Raw genomic sequence first — 26,879 nt, forward strand, 5'->3', positions numbered from 1 at the left:
TTGTCATATCATCATATTTCAGTTATGCCGGTTGAGGTTCTATATTATCTTGACTGCAAGCCGGGAAAAATTTTTGTGGATTGTACTCTTGGCGGTTCCGGCCATGCTGCGGCAATTTTGAATAAAATAACTCCTTATGGACTTTTGATCGGAATAGATCAGGATATAGATGCCATAGAGAATGCGAAAAATATCTTAAAAGGATTTGAATCTAACATCCGGCTTTTTAATGATAATTTTATTAATTTACCTTCAATTCTTTCACAATTGAATCTTTCCTCAGTTGACGGGATTCTTCTGGATCTGGGCATTTCACTTCACCAACTTAAAGCAAGCGGCAGGGGTTTCAGTTTTAATAAAGATGAACCACTTGATATGCGAATGGATATCAGGTCGAATACCACTGCTGAAGAATTGGTTAATGGATGTGAAGAAAAACAGCTTGCCAGGATTTTTCGAGAATATGGCGATGAGCATTGGTCGCATTATATAGCAAGAAGAATAGTAAAGGAGAGAAATCAGGGCGTCATTAGAACAAGCAAACGATTAGCAGATATCGTGAAAAGTGCGATTCCTAAAAAGAATTTGTTCAAATACAAGATCCACCCCGCCACCCGTGTGTTTATGGCTTTGAGAATTGCTGTTAATCGTGAACTTGAGCGGCTTGAATTGTTTATGAATAATGTTCCTGGGATATTAAATCCTAAAGGCAGGATTTGTATTTTATCCTTTCATTCTCATGAAGACCGGATTGTTAAAAAGAGTTTTAAGGCTATGGGGAAAGGATGTATTTGTCCGCCTGATTTCCCCCAATGTGTTTGTAACCGGAAAAAGTTAATGCGAACCCTGACAAAAAAAATTGTGCGGCCGTCCGGGAGTGAGGTTGCCGTGAATCCCATGGCAAGCAGCGCCAAACTTAGAGCCGCAGAAAAAATATAAAACCATAAATTTTTTCATGAAAAAGAAAGATAAAAAGAAAAAGGATTCTGCGCGAGAGAGGCGAAGCGGGATATATTTAATGTTGCTGGGTGTTTTTATACTGGAATTTTTTTTCTTTGCATGGTGCCGTGTTCAGTATGTTGAAACAGGGTATGATATTTCCAAAGAGACAGCAAAGCATAAAAAACTTTTATCATTGCAGCGTAATTTCAAGATTGAACTTGCGAGACTTAAATCTCCTGAACGATTATCGCAAATTGCAAGGAGCCGGTTGGGGCTTGTAGCGCCAAAAACCGGACAGACAATCATTATTCCATGAAAACTGAATATAGAAAACATATTAGATTACGTACAGGTCTGGTGGGATTTATCCTTAGTCTCTGTTTTGTTGCTATCGGAGGTCGGGCCGTATACCTGCAGGTTTTATGTGATTCCTGGCTTTCCAAAAAGGCTGCCAATCAATATGAAAGGCCTTTTAGATCGGTGGGAAACAGGGGTACTATTTACGATGCAAAGCATGAGGAAATGGCTGTAAGCATCTCTGTCACTTCGATAGCTGCATATCCCGGTCAGATTGATAATATTGATACTGCTGCGGTAAAGCTTGCCAGGATATTAAGGGTAGGTAAAACAACTTTAAGGAAAAAATTTTCCTCAAAAAGTAAATTTATATGGATCAAACGTCAGGTAACACCAGGGGAAGAACAGAAGGTAAAAGAGCTTAAACTTAAAGGGATCGATTTTATCCCTGAGCAGAACAGATTTTATCCCAGTAAAACCCTTGCAGCACAGTTGCTTGGTTTTTCAGGCATAGATGGTCACGGACTGGAAGGGATCGAGTTTTATTATGATAAATACCTTAAAGGTAACGACGATCGGTTTACCGTTTTCAGGGATGCTTTAGGATATGCTTTTGCCGGGGAAAAGGTTACCGATGATTATAACGGGAAGAATCTGATTCTGACAATCGACAGGACAATACAGTATATAACGGAAAGAGCGCTTGAAGAGGCTGTTAATGAATTTCAGGCAGGATCCGGTATTGCCATAGTAATGGTTCCAAAAACAGGGGCAATTCTGTCCCTTGCACATTTTCCTTTTTTTAACCCGAATGCATTTAATAAATTCGACAGGGAAAAATGGAGAAACAGGGCCATCACGGACCCGTTCGAACCCGGTTCCACAATGAAGATTTTCACTGCTGCGGCAGCAATAGAATCAAGCAAATGTACTACACGTTCAATCTTTTTCTGTGAAAATGGAAAATATAAAATAGGTAAAAACATTATACACGATACTCACCCCCACGGGTGGCTCTCTTTACAGAATATAATAAAGTATTCAAGTAATATTGGAGCTGTTAAAGTAAGTGAAATGATTGGTCCGGAGATTATGTACAATAATTTGCACAAATTCGGTTTTGGAGAGAATACGGGCATAGATTGCCCTGGAGAGACAGCCGGAAGCCTTCTTAACTATAAAAGTTGGGCCAAAATCGATGCCGGTGCTATCTCTTTTGGGCAGGGTATTTCAGCTTCGGCCATCCAACTGATCAGCGCAGCATCTGCAATCGCCAATAATGGAATACTGATGAAACCGTATTTAGTACAAGCTATTACGGACCATAACGGAAGGTTAATAAAGAGTATCAAGCCAAAAGAGAAAAGAAGGGTTGTTTCAGCGAGAACAGCCCAAACTGTAATAAAAATGATGAAATCGGTTGTCAGCGAAAAAGGAACCGGAACAAATGCAGCTATTGATGGCTATTCGGTTTGCGGCAAAACCGGGACCGCGCAAAAGATTGGTTACTCTGGAAAATATGCCAAGGGAAAATATACGGCATCGTTTATAGGTTTTATACCTGCGGAGAAACCCAAGGCGGTTATTCTTGTAATTATAGATGAACCTCATGTCAATCATTACGGCGGCATTGTTGCAGCTCCGGTCTTTAGAAAAATTGCCTTGAAGACTCTTGATTATATGAATATGTCACAGGGACGGGTGGCGGGTGTCGAGGCGTCAGGTGGCAGGGATAGATAGATGAAGCTTCATGATTTGCTGAAATCAACCCAGGCAAGAAGGATTTATTCGGATGGCGATTCATGGCATGAAGCGGAGATATCTTCCATTCACTACCGGGCCCAGGAAGTATTGACAGGAGGGCTTTTTGTGGCTGTTAAAGGCCTTGCGGCGGACGGGCACGATTTTATAGATACGGCGCTTGCAAGGGGCGCAAAAGCGATTGTTACGCAAAAGCCGGTTGATGCGGATTCGATAATAATTGAAGTCGAGAATACAAGAAGAGCATTGGCCCGAATTTCATCCGAATTTTATCATAACCCGTCTGGGAAACTGGTGATCATAGGTGTTACTGGCACAAACGGCAAAACAACAACAGCATATTTAATAGAGAGTATTTTATTGAAGGCCGGTATCAGAGCCGGGGTTATCGGGACTATTAATTACCGGTATGCAGGTAAAGTTTTTAATAATCCCATGACAACTCCCGAATCTGCGGATCTTCAGAAAATTTTCGCGGAAATGTTTGAACATGGAATAACACATATAGTGATGGAGGTCTCATCACATGCCATCGACTTTCACAGAATCGATTGCTGTAATTTTGACCTGGGGGTTTTCACCAACCTTACCCAGGATCATCTCGATTTTCATGGCGATATGGATACCTACTGGTTATGTAAAAAAAGATTTTTTACGGAGATTCTCAATCCCGGTGGTGGTGATACAAAGAGTTCCGCTGTATTAAACTGCGATAATAAATATGGACGAGAGCTTTTTGAAGAATTGCCGGGAAATAATATTTCGGTAGGTAATTCAAAAAATAAGATGGTTTATCCTGAAGTTTTAAAACAGGATCTGACCGGCATGGAAGCCGCTTTTTTTTCTCCGGGAGGTAATTACAAGATTAAATCATCACTGGCAGGCCAATACAACTTGGAGAATCTACTGTGCGCTGCCGGAACCGGCTTTGCCCTTTCTATTAAGGAGGATATCATCGCGTCCGGTCTTGAAGAAGTAAATAGGGTGCCTGGGCGTATTGAAAGAATCGATAATAATCTCCAGAGATTTGTATATGTGGACTATGCCCATACCCCTGATGCACTTGGGAATGTGCTTTCCACCTTAAAAAGCCTGACAAAACAAAGATTGATCTGTCTGTTCGGATGTGGAGGTGACAGGGATAAAGCAAAGCGGCCCTTAATGGGTGAAATAGCAGCAAAATTATCCGATTTTGTTATTATAACTTCCGACAATCCAAGAACAGAGGATCCTGTGGATATTATAAATCAGATCCTTTCGGGCATTGGCAAATCATCTTCCCGCAGGCTTGACAAGGCGGAACTGAATAAAGGCCGGTGGAAACTGCCTGGGGGTATCAAAGGATATGCGGTTGAACCTGATCGGCAAAAAGCGATTTTTCTTTCCGTAAAAGCCTCCCTGCCGGGTGATACAATTGTAATAGCCGGAAAAGGGCATGAGACTTATCAGATCGTCGGGGATAAAAGACTATCGTTTGATGATCGTGAAGTTGCTAAAGCCGCTTTAAAGGATATCCGATGATAAAATCGGTTCCATGGCATTGTTCCCGGATTCTTGAAGCTGTGAGAGGTGAACTTTTATACGGAGATGCTGAGCGTTTATTTGCAGGGATCTCAATAGATTCCCGCACTCTCTCCCTGGGTGATCTTTTTGTTGCGATAAAGGGACAAAATTATGACGGCCATGATTTTATAGCAGATGCAGTAGAAAGTGGGGCCGCAGGTTTTCTGGTCGGCAGAAGTGATATTGCCGGCGATCGTTACAAAAGATGGGCCCGGAAGGGTCTTGTATGCCTGGCTGTGGAGAATACTATAGAGGCCCTTGGTGATATTGCCTCATTGAACCGCAAACGGACGGGCGTTTCGGTTGTGGCAATAACCGGCTCGAACGGCAAAACAACAACAAAAGAGATGACAGCCTCGGTTTTGTCCCGGCGCTTTGACACACTTGCTACAAAAGGAAATTATAATAATGAAATCGGGCTGCCTTTAACAATGTTCAGACTTGCCGCGTCACATAAATGGGCTGTACTGGAACTTGGTATGAACAGACTTGGTGAAATCGGCAGACTTGCCGGGATATGCAGGCCGGATATAGGTGTGATTACCAATATCGGAACGGCTCATCTTGAGGGATTTGACTCAATAGAAGGTATTGCACGCGCCAAGGGGGAGCTGCTTGAGCATATCAGGAATAACGGAACAGCGGTTCTTAATGCTGATGACCCAAGACTTCTCGGTTTGGCAGGCAAAATACAAAAGGACCTGCTGCTTTTCGGATTTCATGAAAATGCCGGAGTCAGGGCGCAAAATATTAAACAGGAGGTCTTTGGGCTTTCTTTTAGCCTCCTGCTTCCCGGTGAGAGTGTTTTTGTTAATTTAAAAGCTCATAGTCCTGTTTTTGTGTCAAATGCTTTGGCCGCCGCGGCCGCAGCCCATCTCGCCGGATTAAATGCCGGGGAGATAAAATCGGGTCTGGAAGATTTCCAGCCTGCTGAAGGCAGGATGAACATTATGAAAACCCGAAGAGGATTTCATATTATTGATGATACCTATAATGCAAATCCCTGTTCAATGAAAGCCGCCATAAATGCTCTTAAATACTTAAAAGGTCAGGGCCGGGGCATTTTTGTAGCAGGGGATATGTTTGAGCTGGGAAAAGATGCCGGTTTAATTCATCAGGAAATCGGTGCCCTGGCCGCAATCAGCGATATTTCAAGACTTTATATAACAGGTGCGTTTTCGGATGATGTAGCCAAAGGCGCCCAGGGCAAGGGATTGAAATCCGGAAAAATATTGAGCGGTACGAAAGAGGCAATTCTTGATGACCTGACAAACAGGATCAAGCCTGGAGACTGGGTTTTGGTAAAGGGTTCGCGGGCCATGTGCATGGAGGATATAGTTAAAGGACTGAAGAAGCGGGGTAACGTAGATTGATTTATTATTTTTTATATCCGCTGCATACGTCCATATCTGCTTTTAATATATTCAGGTATATTACATTTCGGACAATATACGCCGGTGTTACTGCCTTTCTAATATGTTTTTTTCTTGGTCCCTGGATTATAAAAAAGTTGGGGAATATGCAGGTAAAACAGTACATCAGGGAGGAAGGGCCTGAAACACATTATAAAAAGGCAGGCACACCCACCATGGGAGGAGTGCTGATTCTTTTGTCGATTACAATATCAACGCTGCTTTGGGCCGATCTTGCCAATTCATATGTCTGGATTATCCTCATGGCTGTAATTGGATGCGGCCTGATAGGCTTTGCAGACGATTACCTGATGCAGGTGAAGCAACGGAGCATGGGATTGAGCGCTAAAACAAAGATAATAATGCAGATCATTTTAGCAGTGATCACAGGATTTCTTGTTTATTGGCGGCCTGATTTTTCCACATGCATCACAATCCCTTTTTTCAAGCATGTTTCACCTGATCTGGGCTTTGGGTATGTGTTTTTTGCCGCCTTTGTCATAGTCGCGTCATCAAATGCCGTGAACCTTACAGACGGACTGGATGGTCTTGCCACCGGATCCGTGGTGATAGCCGCTGCGACATATATGATTTTTGCCTATGTGGCGGGTCATGTCAAAATCGCAGATTATCTTCAGCTTAATTATGTACCGGGAAGCGGGGAAATTGCCGTATTCTGCGGCGCAGTTGCAGGCGCCGGACTCGGCTTTTTATGGTTCAACAGCTATCCTGCGCAGGTTTTTATGGGTGATACAGGCTCTCTTGCCCTTGGAGCCGCCATAGGCACGGCAGCGGTTATAACAAAACAGGAAATACTACTGATAATAGTCGGCGGTCTTTTTGTAATCGAGGCCTTGTCCGTAATTTTTCAAGTCGGTTTTTTTAAAATATCCAAAGGCAAACGTATTTTCAGAATGGCTCCTTTGCATCATCATTTTGAGTTAAAAGGTTGGTCTGAGCCCAAAGTCATAGTGAGATTCTGGGTTATAGCTATAATTCTTGCGCTTGTTTCAATGAGCAGCCTGAAGCTCAGGTAGTCTGCATTCAAATTGTTATGAATATTAAAAACAAAAAAGTCCTGGTGGTTGGTCTCGGTATGTCCGGATTAGCTGTTGCACGGTTTTTAAAAAAGAGGGGCGCTGTTGTTACAGTAACAGATATGGCAGCAGAAGAGAGAATGCCTGACTACGCCCGTGAAATCCGTGCAATGGGCATTAGACTGGAACTGGGGATTCACATTATCAAGACCTTTGAATCGGCGGAACTTATAGTCATCAGCCCCGGCGTGCCCCATACAATAAAACCGGTAAAAAAGGCAATTGAAAAAGGGGTTCCGGTTATTGGAGAGATCGAGCTTGCTTCAAGGTTCATAGGTGAACTTGTAATCGCCATTACCGGCACCAACGGCAAGACCACAACAACCAGACTGCTGGGAAAAATGCTTGAGCATTCGGGAATTAAAGTGTTTGTCGCCGGGAATATAGGCAACCCGTTGATTGAATATCTTGATATGCGGGAAAAGGTCGAAATGCTTGTGGTTGAAGTAAGCAGTTTTCAGCTCGATACAATAGATATGTTCAGACCAAAAATAGGTGTTTTACTGAATATTGCGGAAGACCATCTTGATCGGTATCCTGATTTTGCAGCATATGCGGCATCAAAGGGGAGGCTTTTTAAAAACCAGAAAAAGAGTGATACAGCGGTATTAAATCGCGCTGATCTTCTGGTCGGTGAGGTAACCGGAAAAATAGATTCCAAAAAAATCTATTTTTGTGATCAAGCCGATAACGGCTCTGCGCTCGCCGCTCTTAAGCTTGCGAATGAAGCGTTTACCGCTGGGCATAATAAGGAAAATGCTTATGCGGCAGCTTCGGCGGCTTTGGAAGCTGGTGGAAATCTTGATGGAATCCAGGCCGCTCTGGATACTTTTAAAGCTGATCCCCACAGGCTTGAGTATATTACTACGATAAATGATGTGATGTTTTATGATGATTCAAAGGCTACCAACATTGCAGCCTTGGCAAGGGCACTGGAATCTTTTAATAAGCCGGTCTCCCTGATTATGGGAGGACGGGACAAAGGAGGCGACTACCTGACTTTAAGAGGCGCTGTTGGAAAGCATGTTAAGAAAGTTGTTGTGATTGGGGAGGCAAAAGAAAAAATAATATCTGCTCTAGGTAATACTGTAAATGTGGAGCAGGCATCTACCATCGAAGCGGCGGTTTCTGCAGCTTATAAAGCGGCGGGGCCCGGAGATGCGGTGCTTCTCTCTCCCGCATGTTCAAGCTTTGATATGTTTAAAAGTTATAAAGAAAGAGGAAAGAGGTTTCGCCTGGCAGCGAGGAGTCTGGGAGGGTAGACAGAATAGCAGCTATTCCCATCATAAATAGCTTAACTTATTGGAATCATTAAACTTTCAATTTTAGAGTTTGCGAAAACCCTTGTCTGATAACATAATAATATCAGATAGTTAAGACCCATCTGGGAATTGCTGACAGAATAGCAGCCTCCCGGAGTAAAAAAGCAATGCAGGAAAGCAAAAAAAAAGAAAAGGCTGTAAGATATGATCTTCATTTGCTCTTTCCGGTGCTTTTGCTGGTTGGATTGGGTCTGGTCATGATCTACAGCGCCAGCGCGGCAATTGCCATGAAAAAATTCGGAATAGACTATTTTTTTGTTAAAAAACAAATCTATTCTGCTTTGGCAGGCATAATCATTCTGATTTTTTGCAGTCATTTTCCATACAAATATTACAATATGTTAGCGTACCCGTTCCTGATTATTTCAATCACAATGCTTGTGTTGATTCATTTTGCCGGTTTCGGATATTCCGCCGGCGGAGCGCTGCGGTGGCTGCGTGTTGGAGAATTTACCTTTCAGCCGTCTGAATTTGTACGTTTTGCCATGGTTGTTTACCTGGCCTATTCCATGAATAAAAAAAGGGATGGACTGAAGAAGTTTACCATAGGGTGTGTGCCGCATTTTATTGTTTTCGCAATTTTTGCATTCCTGATTTTTATTCAGCCTGATTTTGGTTCCATAGTTATTCTTGGCGCTATTACCTGGATTATGCTTTTTGTCGGCGGTGCCAGGCTGTGGCATCTTTTAGCCTCTTTCGCCCTACTGCTTCCTGTTTGCTGTTATATGATGATGGGGGCTGCGTACAGGGTAAGACGCTTGTTGAGTTTTCTCGATCCATGGCAATATAAGGCCGACGAAGGATATCAGATTGTTCATTCCCTGATGGCTTTCGGGACGGGAGGAGTATGGGGGGCCGGAGTTGGCAAGGGTTATCAAAAGCTTTTTTATCTCCCTGAATCTCACACGGACTTTATTTTTTCGGTGATCGGCGAGGAACTGGGGCTTGTGGGCGTAATTTTTATCATATGCCTTTATTTAATTATTTTATGGAGAGGAATAATCATTGCCGGAAAAACGGAAGATCCTTTTGGTTCTTTTGTCGCCGCCGGAATTACAATCGCAATAGGTCTCCAGGTATGTATTAATATGGGGATTGTCTTAGGTCTTCTTCCAACAAAGGGGATGACCCTTCCGTTTTTAAGTTATGGCGGCACATCTCTTTTAATAAGTATGGCTTCAATCGGGGTACTACTGAATATCGGATCATCCGGATCGAAACAAGAATGAAAAGCAGGACAACATACTCGCCGCGGATATTGATTGCGGGTGGCGGAACAGGCGGTCATCTTTTCCCGGGCATAGCAATAGCTGAAGAATTTTTGCGTAGAGACCCAAAAGCTGTAATCTTGTTTGTTATCAGCGGCAATCCTTTTGAAATCTCGGTTCTGTCCGAAAAAAAGTATGAATATAGTTGCATCGAGTCCCAGGGTATAAAAGGCCGTGGATTATTAAAACAGATAGCCGCTGTTGCAAAAATACCGAAAGGTATCCTGAATTCGTTGAAAATACTGAAAAGATTCAGGCCTGATATCGTGCTTGGGCTTGGCAGTTACTCATCCGGGCCTGTGGTTGCCGGTGCATGGCTGCTGGGAATCAATATTGCGCTCTGTGAGCAGAATATCCTGCCTGGTATTACAAACCGTTTGCTCTCATATTTTGCCGCAAGGATATATGTTGCTTTTAGGAATACGAGTTTAGGCTGCTCTCAAAAAAAGATTTATTTTACAGGTAATCCTCTGCGCAGAGAAATTATTGATTATGCTGCAGGGAATAAGCCGGAACAAAAGGACGGAAAACTAAAAGATAAACGAAGATTTATGGTCATGATTACAGGTGGGAGCCAGGGCGCTCACAGTATCAATCTGGCTGTAGCGGATGCATTGGGTCATATAAAAAATAAGGATCAATTTTATTTTATTCATCAAACAGGAGATGATGATGAAGATATGATGCAAGGGATTTATGAAAGCCATGGCATAAAATGCACCGTTAAATCATTCTTTAATGACATGCCGGTGCATTTTGAGAAGTCCGATTTTGTAATATGCAGATCAGGCGCTACCACAGTTGCCGAGCTGACCGTTCTGGGCAAGGGAATTCTTTTTATACCATATCCTTTTGCAGCGGATAATCATCAGGTATTGAATGCCCTTTCCCTGGCAGAAGCAGGCGCTGCAGAAATGATTCTCCAGGATGATCTTGGCGGTAAACTCCTGGCCAAAAAAATTGAGTATTTTGCATCCCATCCTGAATCTTTAAAAACCATGGCAGCCAGGGCAAAAAAAATCGGCCGGCCTGGTGCTGTAAAAAAAATAGTCGATGATTGTTGCAGGTTAATAGAAAATGTATCTTAAAAAATATCATATTTACTTTGTCGGCATAGGTGGCATAGGAATGAGCGGCATTGCCGAATTGCTGCTTAATTTGGGGTACAAAGTTTCCGGTTCCGACGTTCAATCCACAGAGATAACTGAGCGTCTGAAAAACCTTGGAGGCGTTGTTTATACAGGTCACAACAAGCAGCAGATAGCAGGGTCGGATGTTGTTGTGGTTTCATCTGCCATAGGTGAAGAAAACTGCGAGGTTATTGCCGCCAGGCAGGCATCCATACCTGTAATAACAAGGGCTGAAATGCTGGCTGAATTAATGCGTTTAAAATATAGTATTGCTGTTGCCGGATCTCATGGGAAAACATCCACAACCTCTATTATAGCTTCTCTGCTTGGTAATGGCGGGCTTGACCCTACGGTTGTGATTGGCGGCAAACTGAAGAGTGTCGGCTCTAATGCAGTGCTTGGGCAGGGAGAATTTATTGTGGCCGAAGCGGACGAGAGTGACGGTTCCTTTCTTAAATATTCGCCGGCTATATCAGTTATAACTAATATCGACAGGGAACATCTTGATTTTTATGGGGATCTTGGTTCCATCAAGGAAGTTTTCTTAAGTTTTATTGATAGGCTGCCTTTTTATGGACTGGCCGTACTATGCCTGGATAATGAGCCGATACAGGATATTATACCGAAAATAAGGAAACGATTCACTTCTTATGGTTTAAGCAGTCAGGCTGATTTTCAGGCCCGGGATGTCTCATTCCATGACAGGAAAAGCAGCTTTTCTGTTTTTCATCGTAAAAAAAAGCTTGGTGACGTTATATTAAATCTGCCTGGAATGCATAATGTTTATAATGCCATGGCAAGTATTGTGGTGAGCGTGGAGCTTGATCTCTCTTTTGATGTAATTAAAAGTACTCTTGAAACACTTGAAGGTGTTCAGCGCCGACTCGAAGTCAAGGGAGAGATAAATGGAATTACGATTGTTGATGATTACGGCCATCATCCGACTGAAATAAAAACCACCTTGCAGGCAGTGATGCACAGCTGGCCGGACAGGCGCAAGGTTGTCCTATTTCAACCCCATCGTTATACAAGAACCGAGGCGCTTTTTGATGAGTTTTCACGTTCATTTTATCAGTCTGATCAACTTGTACTTTTGCCGATATATTCTGCCGGAGAAAAGAAAATAGAGGGCGTAAACAGCAGTATCCTGTGCAAGGAAATCATAGCTCATGGTCATAAGAATGCGGAATATATGGAAGGCTTTGACGATGCGCTTACTTATCTGGAAACAAATCTACAGCAGGGCGATTTACTGCTTACACTTGGCGCAGGAGATGTATGGAAGGTCGGAGAGGAATTGTTGCAGCGTCTGTAAAACCGGGATGAATCTATGATGATTAATCATGCAGCAAAAGAATTTTTGAAAAATATTTCCGGCGGGAATGTCAGGTTTGATGAACCTATGTCCCGGCATACCAGCTTGCGGGTGGGCGGTACTGCTGATTTTTTTGCGGAGCCGGATAGTCTTGAAGCCCTTGTAGACATAGTTAAATGGACGTCGGCTAAAAGTATACCTTATTTAATTATCGGGGGCGGCTCAAATCTGCTTGTAAGGGATAACGGAATCAGGGGGCTTGTAATCAGTCTAAAAAAATGTCTCAACTGCATCACTGACAATAGAAGGAATGATATCTTTGTTGAAGTATCGGCAGGTGCGGGGGTGAATCTGCAAAGATTATGTTTTTTTGCAATGAATAAGGGATTGGAAGGGATGAATTTTGCTCTCGGCATTCCGGGTTCAGTAGGAGGAGCAATAGTGATGAATGCCGGAACTGAGCATGGTTTTATGGAGAAAGTTCTGGATTCTGTAAATGTTCTTATGACGGACGGGAAAATAGAAAAAATCGACAAAACGAATATTGACTTCAGCTACCGTGAGCTTGCCTTGAAGCTTGAACAGAATAAAGGCGCAGTAAACAGATCAAGCAATAGATCAAGCAACAGATCAATCATCATAAGTGGAAAATTTTTATTTACGCGCAATGAACCGGCAAAACTTAAAAAAGAAGCAGAATCAATGCTTGGGGCACGAAACAGGAAACAGCCCACAAATTTGCCGAGTGCGGGATGCTTTTTCAGGAATCCGCAGTCCGGTATGACGGCCGGCGAACTTATAGATAGGGCAGGCCTTAAGGGTAAGATTGTGGGCGGAGCCCGAATTTCCATGAAACACGCCAATTTTATTATTAACCGGGATAATGCCTCGGCGGCGGATATTATAGCACTAATGGAAGAAGCACAGGAAAGAGTTGACAAACACTTTAATATTTTTCTTGAACCTGAGGTGAAGATCGTTGGGGAATAAACGTCCACGCATGAATTCTTACAAGAAGAGAACCGTATTTCCCCCAAAAAGTATAATTAGCAAAAGGATAATGATCTGCGCTGCATTCTCTTTTAAAATAATTACCGGAATCTCCGTATTGTTGGTTATGAGTATATTTTTTATATTGATCCATGACTTTTTAACTCAGTGTGATTATTTCAGAATAAAAAATATTACAGTAACAGGCGCTTGTAGATTCCAGGATGAACAGGTCATCAAGCAGGCAGCAATAGAGAAGGGTACCAATATTTTGTCAATAAATCTTCCCCTTATGAGAAAAAGACTTATGGCTAACCCGTCAATTGCCGAAGCGGAAATAATTCGATATTTGCCTGACCGCATAGTTATCAGGATTAAAGAACATATACCCTTGGCTGTTCTGGATTTTGGACGCAGATTTATAATTAATAAGAATGGTGAAATATTTAAAGAAATGGATAACTCGAATCAGCAGGATCTTCCCCTCGTCACAGGACTGAAGATATCGGATATTAATATTTCAGGTGAACACGGCAGCCTTTATTACGATGCGGTTATGGACGTATTGAATTTAGGCCAAAAAAGAGGAAGCCCAGTGCCCCTGGGGGCGATAGAAAAGATTAAGGTTGATAAAGAAATGGGTCTGATTCTGTATACTGCCTATTGTAAGACTGCCGGCCTGCATGAGATAAAACTCGGGTATAATGATTACCCAACTAAATATAAAAGTCTTAAAAAAATTTACATATATTTAAAAAGAACGCGCGGTTTTTTGGATTTTTGTTCCATTGATATAAATAATTTAAACAGGATAGTGTTAACTCCTGCGGGTAATAAAAAGGAGCTTTAAAATGCAGGTGCATGATAAACTTTTGGTCGGTCTGGATGTTGGAACTACGAAAATCTGCGCTGTGGTAGGTGAGGTCAGCGGAGGAGAAATAAATATAATAGGCGTTGGCACACATCCGTCCATAGGTCTTCATAAAGGCGTTGTTGTTAATATTGATTCTACAGTCGAATCTATAAAAAAGGCTGTTGAAGAAGCGGAATTGATGGCGGGATGTGAAATTTCGTCAGTTTATGCGGGCATAGCAGGAGGACATATAACCGGTTTTAACAGCCACGGAATTGTTGCGATAAAAGGCTCTGAGGTTACCAGGCATGATGTTGAGCGTGTAATAGAGGCCGCCCGCGCTGTGGCAATTCCCATGGACAGAGAAGTTATTCATGTGCTTCCGCAGGAATATGTAGTAGACGAGCAGTCCGGGATCAGTAACCCTGTAGGAATGGCCGGAGTCAGGTTGGAGGCAAAAGTTCATATTGTAACCGGAGCAGTTACATCGGCGCACAATATTGTAAAATGTGCCAACAGGGCGGGACTCGATGTGTGTGATATTGTGCTTGAATCACTGGCATCCGGCGAAGCAGTGCTTAGTGATGAAGAAAAAGAATTGGGCACGGCGCTTCTCGATCTAGGGGGAGGCACAACGGATCTGGCGATTTTTTCTTCAAAGAATATCAAACATACATTCGTGCTTGCGTTAGGAGGTCATAACCTCACAAATGATATTGCAATAGGGCTGAGGACACCATTGGCAGAGGCCGAAAAAATTAAAAAAAAGTACGGAACATGTACCTCGATGAATATCAGCAGCGAGGAGACCATTGAGGTTCCGGGCATGGGAGGACGTAAGTCCAGAAAACTGCCGCGGCAGATACTGGGAGAGATACTGGAGCCGCGGATGGAGGAAATATTTGCTTTAACAAAAAGAGAGATTCACCGTGCCGGTATGGGACATGTTATTATGTCGGGAGTAGTAGTAACCGGTGGATCGGCTCTTCTGGACGGTGTGCCGGAGATAGCGGAAACGATTTTCAATCTTCCGGCCAGGCTGGGAACTCCGCGGGGAATAAAAGGACTGGTCGATGTTGTTAACAATCCAATGTATGCTACCGGAGTAGGGCTGGTCTTGTTCGGAGCAAAAAACCAGTCGTCTAAAAAATTCAGGATTCGTGATAAAAATATATTTAATCGTGTTATCGATAGAATGAAAAAGTGGTTTAAAGATGTGCTTTAAATCGGAATTTTAATATTTTTAATTATTACATTACAAGGGGAGAAAAATGGATTTTACATTAGTAGAAAATGAAAAAACGGCTAAAATAAAAGTTATCGGTGTTGGTGGGGCAGGCGGCAACGCAATCAATAACATGATAGATTCCGGGCTCCAGGGTGTTAAATTTGTAGCAGCAAATACAGATGCCCAGGCACTGGATATTTCCAAAGCAGATGTGAAAATTCAGATGGGAGCCAAGATCACCGAAGGGCTGGGCGCCGGCGCCAATCCTGAAGTCGGAAAAGAGGCTGCGCTTGAGAACTTGGATGACATACGCAGCGCTCTCGATGATAGCCACATGGTTTTTATAACTGCCGGATGCGGCGGCGGAACAGGCACCGGTGCTGCTCCGGTTATCGCAGAGATTTGCAAGGAATTAGGAGCGTTAACTGTTGCCGTGGTTTCAAAGCCTTTTTCATTTGAAGGCACAAAACGTTCAAAAAAAGCGGAAGAAGGTATTCTTGCTTTAAGGGAAGTGGCAGATACAGTAATCACAATACCCAATGACAGGCTCAGGGGGCATGCATCCAAAAATGCCACCATGATGGAAATGTTTAAAAAAGCCGATGAGATCCTGTACGATTCTGTTAAAGGCGTTACAGATTTGATAATGCTGCCCGGTTTAATTAATCTCGACTTTGCGGATATAAAGGCTACAATGTTAAAGGCGGGAATGGCTATTATAGGCATAGGCGTAGCTTCCGGTGAAAACAGGGCGATTGAGGCTGCCGAACGTGCCATTTCGCATCCCCTTTTGGAAGATATATCTATAACCGGCGCTAAAGGTGTTTTGATGAACATAACAAGCACCAGCAGTTTAAGAATGGATGAGATGACCGATGCGTCCGAACGTATCCACCGTGAGGTCGGAGAGGATGCCGACATAATTTTTGGTACTGCGGTTGATGAAAGTCTAGGAGATGAAATGAGAGTCACTGTGATTGCCACAGGCATCAATTCCGGTGAGGATATAAATACTTCCCGTAATTATCAAAATACCATAGCAAGAGGCAAGGTCAGGGATTTAACTCCGGAAGATCTTCAGCATGCGGTAAATTATGATACACCCACATTTATCCGCCGCCAGGAGGCAGTAGGTGAATCAGGTGGTGCATCCTACAGAGGTTTCAAGGGGATTGTTCTTGATAACGATGATCTTGATTCTCCTACTTTTTTAAGACGAAAAGCAGATTAGATATGATTGCGCAGAAATGTGAAGTATGAAAAAAAAATGTACCGGAGTCATACTGGCAGGCGGCCGAAATCGGCGTTTTGGAGGCAGGAACAAAGCTTTTATTGATATAGGCGGCAGACTTGTGCTCGACAGGTTGTATTCGGTATTCAAGAGTCTGTTCCGGGAAATCATACTTGTTACAAATGATCCGCTTAGTTATCTTAAATGGGATTTTAAAATAGTTACGGATCTTTTTCCATACCGCAGTTCCATTACGGGGATTCATGCCGGACTTTTTTTTGCAACCAACCCGTATGCCTTTATTACTGCATGTGATGTACCTTTTCTGGAGAAAGAACTGGTTGGTGCTTTGGTGAATTCTATTGGAACCGGTATAGATGCCGTGATACCACAAACATCGAAAGGAGTGGAACCATTATGTTCCGTATATTCGACAAATTGCATAAAGCCGGTGGAGCAACAGATTCAACGGCAACAATTTCAAATACAAAGATTGTATGGTAAGATACGAACAAAATATATCCCTGAAAGTGCCCTGCGTGAAATTGATCCGGATTTACGATCTTTCTGCAATATTAATACTCCTGAAGATTTTGCTATGGCGGAAAAACTGGGGGCATCTCAGTCTGTATAGAAAATAATACCTTGCACGTGTTAAATTTTTGACAGGGAGAAGTATTTCCAATCCTCAAAATATCTTTTCTTTTCTTTATAAAAATTCCTACGCTTAAGACCTGTCCTCTAACTATATTAGCATATCTTAGCTTCTATTTATTCTTGTGGTATGTTTGTTGCAATAACTCATCGTGAAACAAAACAGATCAGCAGAAAAAAAATAATTTCCAGCTCAAGTTTTCAAGATTAAATGCGATAATGTTTTTAAGCAGCCATTAAATGATTTGAGCATTAAGGGAACTTATAGAAAATAATCTACGCATCCTGCTTGCCCTTTTGCCTGTCTTCTACGTTGCGGTAACAGTTGTATAGTTCACTATGCAACTGTTACCACGCCTTGAAGACGAACAAAAAATCTGCACGATATGCGTAGATTATTTCCTTCCAGTTCCTTAATTGGAATGACAATTTTATAAATTATTACGTTCCCACGCTCCTGCGCGGGAACGTAATGAACCAAATTTTTTTGCGAGATAGGTCAATGGCAAATAATGCATTAAGAGAAATAAGAGAATCCCTCCTTATGAGCAAGGCCGAACTTGCCCATAAGGCTGAAGTTTCTCCGATAACAGTTTCACGCATTGAAAAAGGTTTGCCGTGCCGTCTGGAAACCAAGCGGAAGATTATTCTTGCGCTTGGGTTTGATCTTGGTGACAAAAAAAAGATATTTTTCGATTAAGAGGATATCATGTTTTTTAGTAAAAAAAATCAAATAGTAGGCTTGGATATAGGTTCAAGAACTCTGAAAGCCGCAGAAGTTGTTAAGACAGGTAAAGGGTTTTTTTTGAAAAAAATAGGACTTATAGATATAGCGCCGGGAATGATAGAAGACGGCTTTATAAAAAAACCTGGAGAAGTCGCGGATGCATTACGTCAACTTTTTAAATCCTATAATATTAAGGAACGTAATGTTGCAATAGCTATAGGGGGTTATTCGGTTATTATAAAAAATATCTCTATGGAAAATATGACCGAAGAAGAGTTGCAGGACAGGATCAAGTTTGAAGCCGAGCAGTATATTCCGTTCGATATTGATGAGGTCAATATCGATTTCCATATACTGGGAGAGAATGAACATAATTCAAACCAGATGAATCTGCTCCTGGTTGCGGCGAAAAAAGAGATCATTAATGATTATGTTAACCTTGTCCAGAATGCAGGGCTTAATCCCTGTATTATAGATGCCGATACGTTTGCTTTGCAAAATATTTTTGAAGCAAATTATGATGCACCTGATGAATCGATTGCACTGATAGATGTCGGCGCGATGAAAACATCTATTAATATTATGAAAAATACTTCGTCGGTATTTATCAGGGATGTTTCCCTCGGCTGCGGTCAGATAAATCAGAAAATTGTTGAAGCTGTCGGTTGTAGTTTGGAGGAAGCCGAACAGCTAAAACATGATTCGGAAACGGGTAAAATTCCTGAAGAAGAATTAAATAATATTACCGGAATAGTAATCGATAACTGGTGTACGGAGATACGGCGGGCTCTTGACTTTTATTATTCTACGGCTCCTGAAGACCAGATATCCAAAATCTTTTTGAGCGGTGGTGGCTCTAACATTAAGAGTTTTCGAAATCTTCTTGCCGAACAAACTTCGGCGGAAGTTAAGGTTTTGAATCCTTTTGATGGTTTAGAACTATCTGATAATCTTGATTATTCATATTTAAAACAGATTGCGCCTCAAGCTGTGATCAGCATGGGGCTGGCCATAAGAAGAGTTGATGATAAATGATACGAATTAATTTACTCCCTTTTCGGGCAGCACGTAAAAAAGAGAATATACGCCGTCAGGTTTCTGTTTTCCTGCTCATGTTAATTATGGTTGTTATCGTAACCGTCACTACTAATATATGCATGGGCAAAAAAGTTCAGGCTTTAAGTAACGAGGTGGCGGCCAAAAAAATCGAACTGGCCAAGTACGACAAGATAAACAAGGAGATAGAAAGCATCAAGAAGAAACTCAAGAATCTTGATAAAAAAATGGATGTTATCAAGGTGCTTGAATCGAACCGTAAAGGACCATTGCGGCTTCTCGACAGCATGACCGGGATAGTTGTAGAAAACCGTATGTGGCTTACAAATATGGACGAGCAGAAAGGCGCTGTCAATATTAAGGGGATAGCTATAGACGAGGAGACCGTGGCGAATTTTATGAGACGTCTTGAATCCTCCGGCCTTTTTGCAAGTGTCAACTTGAAGACCATGAAACAGACTTCTGTCGGCAAACAAAAAATGAGTTTAAAAAGTTTTGTGTTGAATTGCCCCAAAAAAGCAGCAACCCAGGCTAAGAAGAAAGCCGGTAATAAGGCGAACAAATAATGGAAAAGGTTAAACAATCTATCAAAGAATTTTTCGGCAAGATCGAGAAGCTGACAAAGGTTCAGAGACTGTCAATCTGTATCATTACCTTGTTTGTTATTATAGGCGGCTTTTCTTATTTTTCTTATTGGCCCAAATCCAAGCGAATCAAGGCATATCGCAGTGAATGCAAGCAACTTGAAGCAAAGCTTGTTAAAGCAAAAAAGAATGCTGCCGATATAGATAGTTTCCGGGAAAAAATAGCCAGGAAAAAAGTGCAGTTTAAGATTGTCATGCAGGCGCTTCCTGAACAAAAAGAGATACCGTCCCTTATATCAAGTATCTCGCGATCAGGTCTGGATGCAGGCCTGGAGTTTCTTCTTTTTAAGCCCCAGGCCGAAAAATCACAAGGCTTTTATGCTGAGATACCTGTATCTATAAAAGTAACCGGAACCTATCATAATGTTGCCGTTTTTTTTGACAAGGTTTCCAGGTTGTCAAGAATTGTTAACATAGAAAATATCAAGATGTCGTCCGGCAAGTCGTCCAGGCAGAGTGCGATTACATTAAACACATCCTGCAAGGCGGTTACGTATCGCTTTATAGACACAAAAGGCAAAAAGAAGCCGAAAAAGAAAAAATAAAGATATAATATTATGCGTAAATTTAATGTGGTGATACGAGATACGGTTTATTTGTTGTGCTGTTTATTTCTTATGCATGGTTGCGGTGATAGGAATGACCCACCCCAGGTTGCCAAGGTTGTAAGCAAAAAGATTAGTATCGCTAAAAAGCAGGCGCCAAAGCAGAAACCGTCTGTGAAAAAAAAGAGCGCTTCAAAGGCGGAGAATGTCGCTCCCGGATCGGTCGGTCAAAAAAGCGATTTACCGCCTGTGGCGGTTTTGCCGGATGTAAAAAAAAAAAAATACTCCAGGCCGCCTGCCCTGTCAAGCCTGTACAATCCAAAAGGGAAAATTGATCCCTTTGTCCCCTTGTTCCAGGAAAAATTTGAGGAAACGCCGGTTGCAAAACAAAAACGAAGAAAACGGATACCGCGCACACCTCTTGAAAGGATTGCCTTAAACCAGCTTAAACTTACAGGCATAATTTTAAGCTCTTCAGGCGCCAGGGCTATGCTGGAAGAGGCTTCAGGCAGGGGCTATGTTGTTACAAAAGGAACACCCGTAGGGAAAAATTGGGGCAAGGTTGTTGAAATACTGAAAGACAGGATAATTATTGAAGAAGAGGTTGAAGACCTTTTAGGCAAGGTAAGTTTACAGAAAAAAGAAATGAAAATCCAAAGACCTCCCGGAGAGTTATAATCATGAAACATAAAAAGTGTAAATTGTCACAGGCAGCTATTCTCTGCGGTTTGCTTATTATCCTGATATCGGGGACGGCAGGTTGTGCTTCCAGGAATATCACAATGCACAATACAGGTCAGGAAGGTATTGATGATTCAGTCGCAAATCTGAAACTCATTACAGGTATAAGCACAAGCGAAAGAGACGGAACTGTTGTGGTACATGTTAATAGTGACGGGGGGCTTACCTATTCTTCAATTAAGCAGCCCTTGCCATTGAGCGTGATTCTCTATTTTCCCGAGACTGCTTTGAAAGATTCCATCGCCGCTGGAACAAAAGAAAACAGTATTATCGGTTCGGTGAAGGCTTCGGAGTTGCCGGGTACCGGGCATACATCCAGAATAATGATTCCATTGAATAAAGATGTTGATTATGAAGTGGTAAGTGAGGATACAGGGCTCAGGATTATTTTTTCCAGACCTGCGGAAGATGATTCCCGGATTGCCGGTACGCTGGAGCCGGACGATAAAGCGGTTCAGGCTGTCAGTGGCGGCGCTTTAAGCGCGGCTGACGGCATAGCTGAAGCTCCTGCTGCTTCAGCAGGCAAAAAATCTGTAGATAAGCATATCTTGTCATTGCTTGATAAAGGCAACCCGCCTGTAGACATTAAAAAGGCTGTTGCCGGAACAGTCAATCCGGATATTGCCTGGGTCAACAGGATAGATTTTTCCAGTGAAGATGCCGGGAAATCTACAATTATAGTCGGGACTACCAGACCGGTTGAATACAAAATAGAAAAAGCCGGGAACAAGAGGCTGAACCTGCGGCTGGGCAAGACTAAAATTCCACCTTACCATCATCGGCCTTTAATCACCACCCGTTTTGCAAGCGCAGTAGACCGGATTACACCGGTACAGACACCTGCCTTAAAAAATACTTCATTATTATCTATTGAGCTGCGTGAGTCGGTTCCCTATTTTGTGGAACAGTCCGGGAACCTGTTATTTATTCATTTTGAGCCTTCTTCGATTCCGCCCAGGCCTTTGGAAAAGGCCGACCTGCCCCCCTGGAAAACAGTGCTGGCGCAGACTGCAGCTACTGCCGCGGCATATCCCCAATCGGCTGGGGGTAAAGCATCTGCTGAAAAATTAAAAAGGGATAATTATGAATTTGATACGCAGGATATGTTCACAACTGAATTAAAATCTGCAGCAGGCGGAATAAAAAAGTTGGATTATAGTCGAGAATTGGGTGGTGAAAGAAGATATGTAGGGGAAAAGATTGCTGTTAATTTTTATAAAACGGACATACAAAATGTATTTCGGATTATAAGTGAAGTAAGTAATAAAAATTTTGCGTTCGATAAGGATATAACGGGAACGGTTTCACTTGTTCTTGATAATCCTATACCTTGGGATGAGCTGCTCGATTTGGTGCTTGAAATGAATCAGCTTGGAAAGGTCGAAACGAGTAATGTGGTCAGAATAGCTACTATAAAGACTTTGAGCAATGCCTGTAAGGAACAAATGATTATGCTACAGACTCAAGGAGCGAAGGCCGCTGCTATTGAAAGAACGAAAATGGAGGCCGAGTTGCGAAAAACAGTGGTGACTAAGGATTTTAAATTAGATTACGCGAAAGCTGCAACTGTAGAAGAATTGCTTCAGGATGAAAAATTTTATAATATTTTTGAGCTCACTGATAAAAATGGGGGTAAACAATTATCAGTAGCATTGGATGAACGAAACAATATGTTATTAGTTACGGCGCCGCCTATAATTATTGAACGAGTGGATGATTTGATTAAAAAAATAGATACTCCGGTTCCGCAGGTTATGATCGCGGCCAGAATAGTGGAAGTAACTGAGGATTTTTCAAGAGCTATCGGAGTGGACTGGGGTGTGTCCGGTGATTTAAACAAGGTTACGGGTGGTGATTTTCTTGATTATAATCTTGCCTTTGATCATGCTGTTGCCGGCACATCTGCGGTTGGAACTACTTTTAGAAGGCTGGTGGGCAGTAATTTGGTGTTGAATGCCCAGTTAACCGTGGAGCAGTCTAACGGCAACGCAAAAATAATCTCTACTCCCAAGGTTATAACTATGGATAATGAAACCGCGACAATCAAACAGGGCAAGGAGTTTCCGTATCTTGAAAGAGATGACACAGGCGGGTCTTCAACAAAATTTAAAGATGTTGATCTATCGCTTGAAGTGACTCCACAGATAACTCCTAAGAATCGTATTTCGTTGGAATTGAAAATAACCAAGAATGACATTTCCGGCGAATATGGAGGAGTGCCGATAGTCTCTACCAAAGAGGTGGAAAGTACTCTTCTGGTGAAAGACGGTGATACTATTGTAATCGGCGGTGTCATACAATCAACTTTGACTGAAAGTGAAATCGGAACTCCCTGGCTTTCCAAGGTGCCTATTCTGGGGTGGTTTTTTAAATCAAAAAGTAACAAAAGCTCTAAAGGTGAACTACTGATTTTTATCACTCCTACGGTGTTTCGAGTTGATGAATTGTTAGAGACTTGATCAAATGGAGGCGTAAAACAATGTGAGTGGTATGTGTTTCACACTATTTCCTTTTAAATTTTAGCAAGGAAGAAGAAATGAGGATCAAGCCCAAAATTACATTATCTCAAAAAATTATTATGGCGGCTGCTTTATTTGTTATTGCTTTTGCCGTGCCGGCCAAGGCGTTCTCTTCGGCAATGGAGGCGGACCGGTTATTAAGCTCTGCAGCGAAGCATCTCGGCAGCTCTTCAGCAACAGCAGAATTTGAAAAAATTCAAATTTTGAATGTAAAATTACCAGTGGAATACTATTACTATTATGGCAAGCATTTGTATGAAATCGGCAATTTAAAAGAGGCCCACAAAAATATAGAACAATATCTGAAAAAGGCGGGACATAAAGGACGGTTTTACCAGAATTCCCTGCAGGTAATGAGAGAAACAAGGTTTATTGTCCATGGTGACGGCACGATATCTGACATTAAAACAGGCCTGATGTGGGCGGAAAAGGATAATGGCGGCAATATATACTGGGAAAAAGCCGGAGCCTACTGCCGGAATTACAGCGGTGGAGGCTATACTGACTGGCGGCTGCCGACCCGTGAGGAACTCGCCAGCCTTTATGCTCCTGAAAAGAGAAAACGGCATGGTTATAACAACATAAATGAATTTATTAATATTTCTTCTTGCTGTCTTTGGGCATCAGAGTTTCACGGCAATCCCGCAGGCGCCTACTTTGATAGCTCAAAAGCCGCTTATTTTGATTTCGTACGCGGCTATTGGAACTGGAAGTCCCCGATTTACTTCTATGGCTTCCGTGTTTTACCCGTGCGTGGCGCTAAGGGCTACTGATAAGACCGCGTATGATTAAAAGAACGGGTGGACATTATATTGTAAGTCGACTTGTTCCCATGCTTTTATCGCGGGAACGGGGAAAAAATTTTTTAGGGTGATAAAAAACTTCTTAGTATTCTAAGGTGAAAATATTTAATAAAATAAATGGAGGAGCAAATGCTTAAAACAGCCAGGCGTGTCATAGCTTTTTTTGTGATCGGAGCATTGATTATAGTTTTGACAAGCTCAACATCCATTGCGGAAAATCAACATTCAACATCGCTTGATGATGGGAACGCGGCAGCTATGATCGCCGATTTTATTTTTGTGAGACCACTAGGCAATGTCGCAATTGCAACGGGCGCGGCGTTTTTTACTATTTCCATGCCTTTTTCGGCTCTTGGCGGTAATTTTAAACAATCTGTAAGGAAATTGGTGGTAGAGCCTTTTAAATTTACATGGATTCGACCGCTTGGCAAAGGGATTTGATAGTCAGGCCGGCCTTGCTCCAAATTTTAAAATCGGGTGATTATCTGAAAATCTATAGGTATCCCATTTTTTTACCATTTCTTGTTAATACGGGGTGTTTTATACTTTTTGAAGCAACTCAAAGTATTTTTCTCTGTCCATTCCTATTATACGCATATTGTTTTTGATAACAAACGCCGGCATTTCTTTGTATTTCGGTATAACCACAGGTCTGACAGCTTCAGGATAATGACAAATAACATGATCTCCTTTTGTCCGGGCATACACACATCCAGTCATTTCAAAAATTTTGACCTGAACTTTATAATGAGTCGGCTTGATTGTCATCAAACAGCCACTTCGATAGGTGTAAATCCAACCAACTCTTTGCGCACGCTTAATATATCAGCATTAATTTCCTCCAATCCGCACTCTTCAATAAACTGCTCAAATGTCCCTCTTTTTTTTGTCTCTTCGATATTGATAAGTATAGCCTCTATGAGATTTTTCTTTGTCTGATAAACATCCTCGCCGCAGGAAGCAATATCCAGTTCAGGACAATAAGAAACATACATATTACCTTCTTTCCATATCTTCTCAGTCAAACGTATTTCCATGAGATTAACTCCTTTTTATAATAGGGTGCAAACTTTCCCGACAGACAGGTATTTATCTTTGTTTCGTTCCCAGGCAGAGCCTGGGAACGAAACAAACTTATTGAAAAAAATCAAATTATTCTTATACCTGTTTTTAAAATTTCTTTTGCAAATGGATTTTGCAAATTAAAATCATCAGGCGAAAAAGGAATTACTTCTAATTCACTACTGATAGACAGCGTAATTTTTCTTATTTTGTCCTTGTCATCAATTCGATTTCCTTCAAATATATCAGACACTAAAGCAATATCTATATCACTCCATTCCTGATAATTGCCTCTTGCATAACTACCAAAAAGTATCGCTTTTTTGATCGGAATATCATTGCGGCTTAATGTCCGGAGATAGTTGTCTATAGTATTTTTTACTTTAGCAGGGAGCTGAACCATGCGTAAAACTCCTTTATTTTACCCAAATATTCGGTATCCTTCAAATTTAGTTTATATTTACTTTGTTATAAAAAATTGGATTTCACCGCGGAGAACGCAGAGATCGCTGAGATATTACATTAAAAATTAAGCAGTTCCTCTACGCTTTCGGCGTTCTCTGCGGTGAAAATATCGGTTCTAACCTGGGAAAAAGTGTTAATCATTTTTGGCCTTTAATGAAGGATGCCAAATATTCGTTCGTATATTTTGCGTTGCATCGTTTATAAAATTTTAAGTTATAGCCTGGGTAACGCGTCTGAATATTAAAATCATTTATTTTGTCTAAAAGGAATTTCTGATTATTTATGCCTTCGGCAGGTTCAAGGTCGTGTTGAGCACTTTCACGCCAATAGTTGATATGCTCTTTCTTTGTCATCTTTTTCGCCAGTATTTTCATTTTGAGCGAGCCCTGAGTCTCTTTTTAAAAACACAATTTACTTCATTTATCTTCAAATTTCAATCGGTTTTTGATTCTCCGGATATTTAATACAAGTTCTTGTGTAACGGAATTTGCGAAGTAATTCTTGACTTTGGTCTGCATAAACGGGTATTTCAAAAAGGAAACCTGCATTATCAAATCAGGAGGGCTGATGACCAGAAAAACCGTCAAGTCGGTAAGCTTTAATGCCATGGTCAAGTTTTTTATGCAGAGTTATGGTGTCCCTACCAAAAAGGATATCAACAAGCTCCATGAAAGGCTTGACAGAATTGAGCAACTTCCTCGTTCCCAGGCTCTGCCTTGTTTTTAGATCAGCGGTTTTATTGCCACCAATCCTTTTAACACTGGATAGCCATCGCGTAGCGGGCGTACGTCATATTATAATACGGACAAAATAGGGGGAGGGTACATTAGATAATAAAACATCATTCATTATATTTTTCCGAAAAAATACCTTATGAATGAATATGCGGCACGTTATTGATGGGAAGAATACGTGCTCGTAATTTTTTTTCGTCAACAGTGATCAATGCACCTTTTTCAAGCTGATTCGTAAACTGGTGAATAGCAGAAACCACAAGTCGGCCAAGATTATCAGGAGTTACGTCCTGAGTACGAATTTGGATAACACTTGGGCAGGCCATTTTACCGGCGGCAAGTAAATCTCCAAAATCCAAATCATGAGTAAAAATGACATATCCATTCGCTTTGGCATACTCCAAAATTTCATAATCCGGAGCGTTTGAATGACCAACACTTGACCAGTGAATTGCTTCCAGTCCAGCCTTTTTTAGTAGAGGAATCCACTTAGGGGAAAGATTCATGTCAATCAACAGCT

General features: G+C 41.8%; 29 protein-coding genes. 24 read left to right on the forward strand and 5 right to left on the reverse strand.

Annotation, left to right across the window (positions count from 1 at the left end):
• The 23 genes from rsmH to BuS5_RS05280 all read left to right on the forward strand — a co-directional run bounded on the left by rsmH (position 1) and on the right by BuS5_RS05280 (position 24,539).
• Positions 1 to 939 (forward strand): 16S rRNA (cytosine(1402)-N(4))-methyltransferase RsmH, encoded by a 939-nt coding sequence (gene rsmH, locus BuS5_RS05170; protein WP_027355199.1) that lies wholly within the window; start codon positions 1 to 3, stop codon positions 937 to 939.
• A gap of 16 nt (positions 940 to 955) precedes the next feature.
• A complete protein-coding gene (locus tag BuS5_RS05175) occupies positions 956 to 1,258 on the forward strand; it encodes a septum formation initiator family protein (RefSeq protein ID WP_027355200.1) in 303 nt (100 codons plus the stop codon).
• Positions 1,255 to 2,979, forward strand: a complete 1,725-nt coding sequence (locus tag BuS5_RS05180) for a peptidoglycan D,D-transpeptidase FtsI family protein (protein WP_027355201.1) — start codon at positions 1,255 to 1,257, stop codon at positions 2,977 to 2,979. The genes BuS5_RS05175 and BuS5_RS05180 overlap by 4 nt, the downstream gene beginning before the upstream one ends.
• Positions 2,980 to 4,521 carry a UDP-N-acetylmuramoyl-L-alanyl-D-glutamate--2,6-diaminopimelate ligase gene (locus BuS5_RS05185; protein ID WP_027355202.1) on the forward strand — a complete coding sequence of 514 codons (1,542 nt, stop codon included), beginning with the start codon at positions 2,980 to 2,982 and terminating at the stop codon, positions 4,519 to 4,521. It abuts the gene before it with no gap.
• The gene (locus BuS5_RS05190) at positions 4,518 to 5,936 is read left to right on the forward strand and encodes a UDP-N-acetylmuramoyl-tripeptide--D-alanyl-D-alanine ligase (RefSeq protein WP_027355203.1); all 1,419 of its coding nucleotides are present in this window, start codon (positions 4,518 to 4,520) and stop codon (positions 5,934 to 5,936) included. Before BuS5_RS05185 ends, BuS5_RS05190 begins: the two co-directional genes overlap by 4 nt.
• The gene (gene mraY / locus BuS5_RS05195) at positions 5,933 to 7,012 is read left to right on the forward strand and encodes a phospho-N-acetylmuramoyl-pentapeptide-transferase (RefSeq protein WP_027355204.1); all 1,080 of its coding nucleotides are present in this window, start codon (positions 5,933 to 5,935) and stop codon (positions 7,010 to 7,012) included. The genes BuS5_RS05190 and mraY overlap by 4 nt, the downstream gene beginning before the upstream one ends.
• A 17-nt stretch (positions 7,013 to 7,029) precedes the next feature.
• Positions 7,030 to 8,334 (forward strand): UDP-N-acetylmuramoyl-L-alanine--D-glutamate ligase, encoded by a 1,305-nt coding sequence (gene murD / locus BuS5_RS05200; protein ID WP_027355205.1) that lies wholly within the window; start codon positions 7,030 to 7,032, stop codon positions 8,332 to 8,334.
• A gap of 167 nt (positions 8,335 to 8,501) precedes the next feature.
• On the forward strand, positions 8,502 to 9,623 hold the full coding sequence (gene ftsW, locus BuS5_RS05205; protein WP_027355206.1) for a putative lipid II flippase FtsW: 1,122 nt from the start codon (positions 8,502 to 8,504) through the stop codon (positions 9,621 to 9,623).
• Positions 9,620 to 10,750 carry an undecaprenyldiphospho-muramoylpentapeptide beta-N-acetylglucosaminyltransferase gene (murG, locus tag BuS5_RS05210; RefSeq protein ID WP_027355207.1) on the forward strand — a complete coding sequence of 377 codons (1,131 nt, stop codon included), beginning with the start codon at positions 9,620 to 9,622 and terminating at the stop codon, positions 10,748 to 10,750. Before ftsW ends, murG begins: the two co-directional genes overlap by 4 nt.
• Positions 10,740 to 12,107, forward strand: a complete 1,368-nt coding sequence (murC, locus tag BuS5_RS05215; RefSeq protein ID WP_027355208.1) for a UDP-N-acetylmuramate--L-alanine ligase — start codon at positions 10,740 to 10,742, stop codon at positions 12,105 to 12,107. Before murG ends, murC begins: the two co-directional genes overlap by 11 nt.
• A 15-nt stretch (positions 12,108 to 12,122) precedes the next feature.
• Positions 12,123 to 13,097, forward strand: coding sequence for a UDP-N-acetylmuramate dehydrogenase (gene murB, locus BuS5_RS05220; protein WP_051375284.1), 975 nt, complete (start codon positions 12,123 to 12,125; stop codon positions 13,095 to 13,097).
• A 145-nt stretch (positions 13,098 to 13,242) separates the two neighbouring features.
• Complete coding sequence (locus BuS5_RS05225) at positions 13,243 to 13,947, forward strand: cell division protein FtsQ/DivIB (RefSeq protein ID WP_274428075.1); 705 nt, start codon at positions 13,243 to 13,245, stop codon at positions 13,945 to 13,947.
• Position 13,948: 1 nt separating this feature from the next.
• A complete protein-coding gene (gene ftsA, locus BuS5_RS05230; protein ID WP_027355211.1) occupies positions 13,949 to 15,175 on the forward strand; it encodes a cell division protein FtsA in 1,227 nt (408 codons plus the stop codon).
• Between the two features lie 46 nt (positions 15,176 to 15,221).
• Positions 15,222 to 16,409, forward strand: coding sequence for a cell division protein FtsZ (gene ftsZ / locus BuS5_RS05235; RefSeq protein WP_027355212.1), 1,188 nt, complete (start codon positions 15,222 to 15,224; stop codon positions 16,407 to 16,409).
• A 25-nt stretch (positions 16,410 to 16,434) separates the two neighbouring features.
• On the forward strand, positions 16,435 to 17,043 hold the full coding sequence (gene mobA, locus BuS5_RS05240; RefSeq protein ID WP_027355213.1) for a molybdenum cofactor guanylyltransferase: 609 nt from the start codon (positions 16,435 to 16,437) through the stop codon (positions 17,041 to 17,043).
• A 522-nt stretch (positions 17,044 to 17,565) separates the two neighbouring features.
• On the forward strand, positions 17,566 to 17,763 hold the full coding sequence (locus BuS5_RS05245; RefSeq protein WP_035266939.1) for a helix-turn-helix transcriptional regulator: 198 nt from the start codon (positions 17,566 to 17,568) through the stop codon (positions 17,761 to 17,763).
• Between the two features lie 9 nt (positions 17,764 to 17,772).
• Positions 17,773 to 18,825: a type IV pilus assembly protein PilM gene (gene pilM / locus BuS5_RS05250; RefSeq protein WP_027355215.1), complete on the forward strand. Its 1,053-nt coding sequence runs from the start codon at positions 17,773 to 17,775 to the stop codon at positions 18,823 to 18,825.
• Positions 18,822 to 19,412: a PilN domain-containing protein gene (locus BuS5_RS05255; RefSeq protein ID WP_027355216.1), complete on the forward strand. Its 591-nt coding sequence runs from the start codon at positions 18,822 to 18,824 to the stop codon at positions 19,410 to 19,412. Before pilM ends, BuS5_RS05255 begins: the two co-directional genes overlap by 4 nt.
• Positions 19,412 to 20,035, forward strand: coding sequence for a type 4a pilus biogenesis protein PilO (locus BuS5_RS05260; RefSeq protein ID WP_035266919.1), 624 nt, complete (start codon positions 19,412 to 19,414; stop codon positions 20,033 to 20,035). The genes BuS5_RS05255 and BuS5_RS05260 overlap by 1 nt, the downstream gene beginning before the upstream one ends.
• Positions 20,036 to 20,047: 12 nt before the next feature.
• Positions 20,048 to 20,713 carry a pilus assembly protein PilP gene (locus BuS5_RS05265; protein ID WP_051375286.1) on the forward strand — a complete coding sequence of 222 codons (666 nt, stop codon included), beginning with the start codon at positions 20,048 to 20,050 and terminating at the stop codon, positions 20,711 to 20,713.
• A 2-nt stretch (positions 20,714 to 20,715) separates the two neighbouring features.
• On the forward strand, positions 20,716 to 23,235 hold the full coding sequence (pilQ, locus tag BuS5_RS05270) for a type IV pilus secretin PilQ (protein ID WP_027355218.1): 2,520 nt from the start codon (positions 20,716 to 20,718) through the stop codon (positions 23,233 to 23,235).
• Positions 23,236 to 23,312: 77 nt separating this feature from the next.
• Positions 23,313 to 24,068 carry an Lcl C-terminal domain-containing protein gene (locus tag BuS5_RS05275; RefSeq protein ID WP_051375288.1) on the forward strand — a complete coding sequence of 252 codons (756 nt, stop codon included), beginning with the start codon at positions 23,313 to 23,315 and terminating at the stop codon, positions 24,066 to 24,068.
• A gap of 159 nt (positions 24,069 to 24,227) precedes the next feature.
• On the forward strand, positions 24,228 to 24,539 hold the full coding sequence (locus BuS5_RS05280) for a hypothetical protein (RefSeq protein ID WP_051375294.1): 312 nt from the start codon (positions 24,228 to 24,230) through the stop codon (positions 24,537 to 24,539).
• 99 nt (positions 24,540 to 24,638) lie between these two features.
• Here BuS5_RS05280 and BuS5_RS05285 read toward each other — a convergent pair whose 3' ends face one another.
• From BuS5_RS05285 to BuS5_RS05300, 4 genes are all read right to left on the reverse strand, one after another.
• Complete coding sequence (locus BuS5_RS05285) at positions 24,639 to 24,866, reverse strand: type II toxin-antitoxin system HicA family toxin (protein ID WP_035266921.1); 228 nt, start codon at positions 24,864 to 24,866, stop codon at positions 24,639 to 24,641.
• The gene (locus BuS5_RS05290) at positions 24,866 to 25,135 is read right to left on the reverse strand and encodes a hypothetical protein (protein ID WP_027355221.1); all 270 of its coding nucleotides are present in this window, start codon (positions 25,133 to 25,135) and stop codon (positions 24,866 to 24,868) included. The genes BuS5_RS05285 and BuS5_RS05290 overlap by 1 nt, the downstream gene beginning before the upstream one ends.
• Before the next feature lie 110 nt (positions 25,136 to 25,245).
• Positions 25,246 to 25,563, reverse strand: a complete 318-nt coding sequence (locus tag BuS5_RS05295; protein WP_027355222.1) for a nucleotidyltransferase domain-containing protein — start codon at positions 25,561 to 25,563, stop codon at positions 25,246 to 25,248.
• 199 nt (positions 25,564 to 25,762) lie between these two features.
• Positions 25,763 to 25,999 carry a hypothetical protein gene (locus BuS5_RS05300; RefSeq protein WP_027355223.1) on the reverse strand — a complete coding sequence of 79 codons (237 nt, stop codon included), beginning with the start codon at positions 25,997 to 25,999 and terminating at the stop codon, positions 25,763 to 25,765.
• A 193-nt stretch (positions 26,000 to 26,192) separates the two neighbouring features.
• Between BuS5_RS05300 and BuS5_RS05305 the strand changes: the two genes are divergently transcribed.
• A complete protein-coding gene (locus tag BuS5_RS05305) occupies positions 26,193 to 26,351 on the forward strand; it encodes a hypothetical protein (protein WP_157487514.1) in 159 nt (52 codons plus the stop codon).
• 145 nt (positions 26,352 to 26,496) lie between these two features.
• Here the strand turns inward: BuS5_RS05305 and BuS5_RS05310 are convergent, their stop codons facing one another.
• Positions 26,497 to 26,865 (reverse strand): DUF5615 family PIN-like protein, encoded by a 369-nt coding sequence (locus tag BuS5_RS05310; protein WP_274428168.1) that lies wholly within the window; start codon positions 26,863 to 26,865, stop codon positions 26,497 to 26,499.
• Positions 26,866 to 26,879 lie beyond the last annotated feature (14 nt).

Origin of the sequence: Desulfosarcina sp. BuS5, assembly GCF_028752835.1 — a bacterium.
In the GTDB taxonomy this organism is placed as follows: Bacteria; Desulfobacterota; Desulfobacteria; order Desulfobacterales; family BuS5; genus BuS5.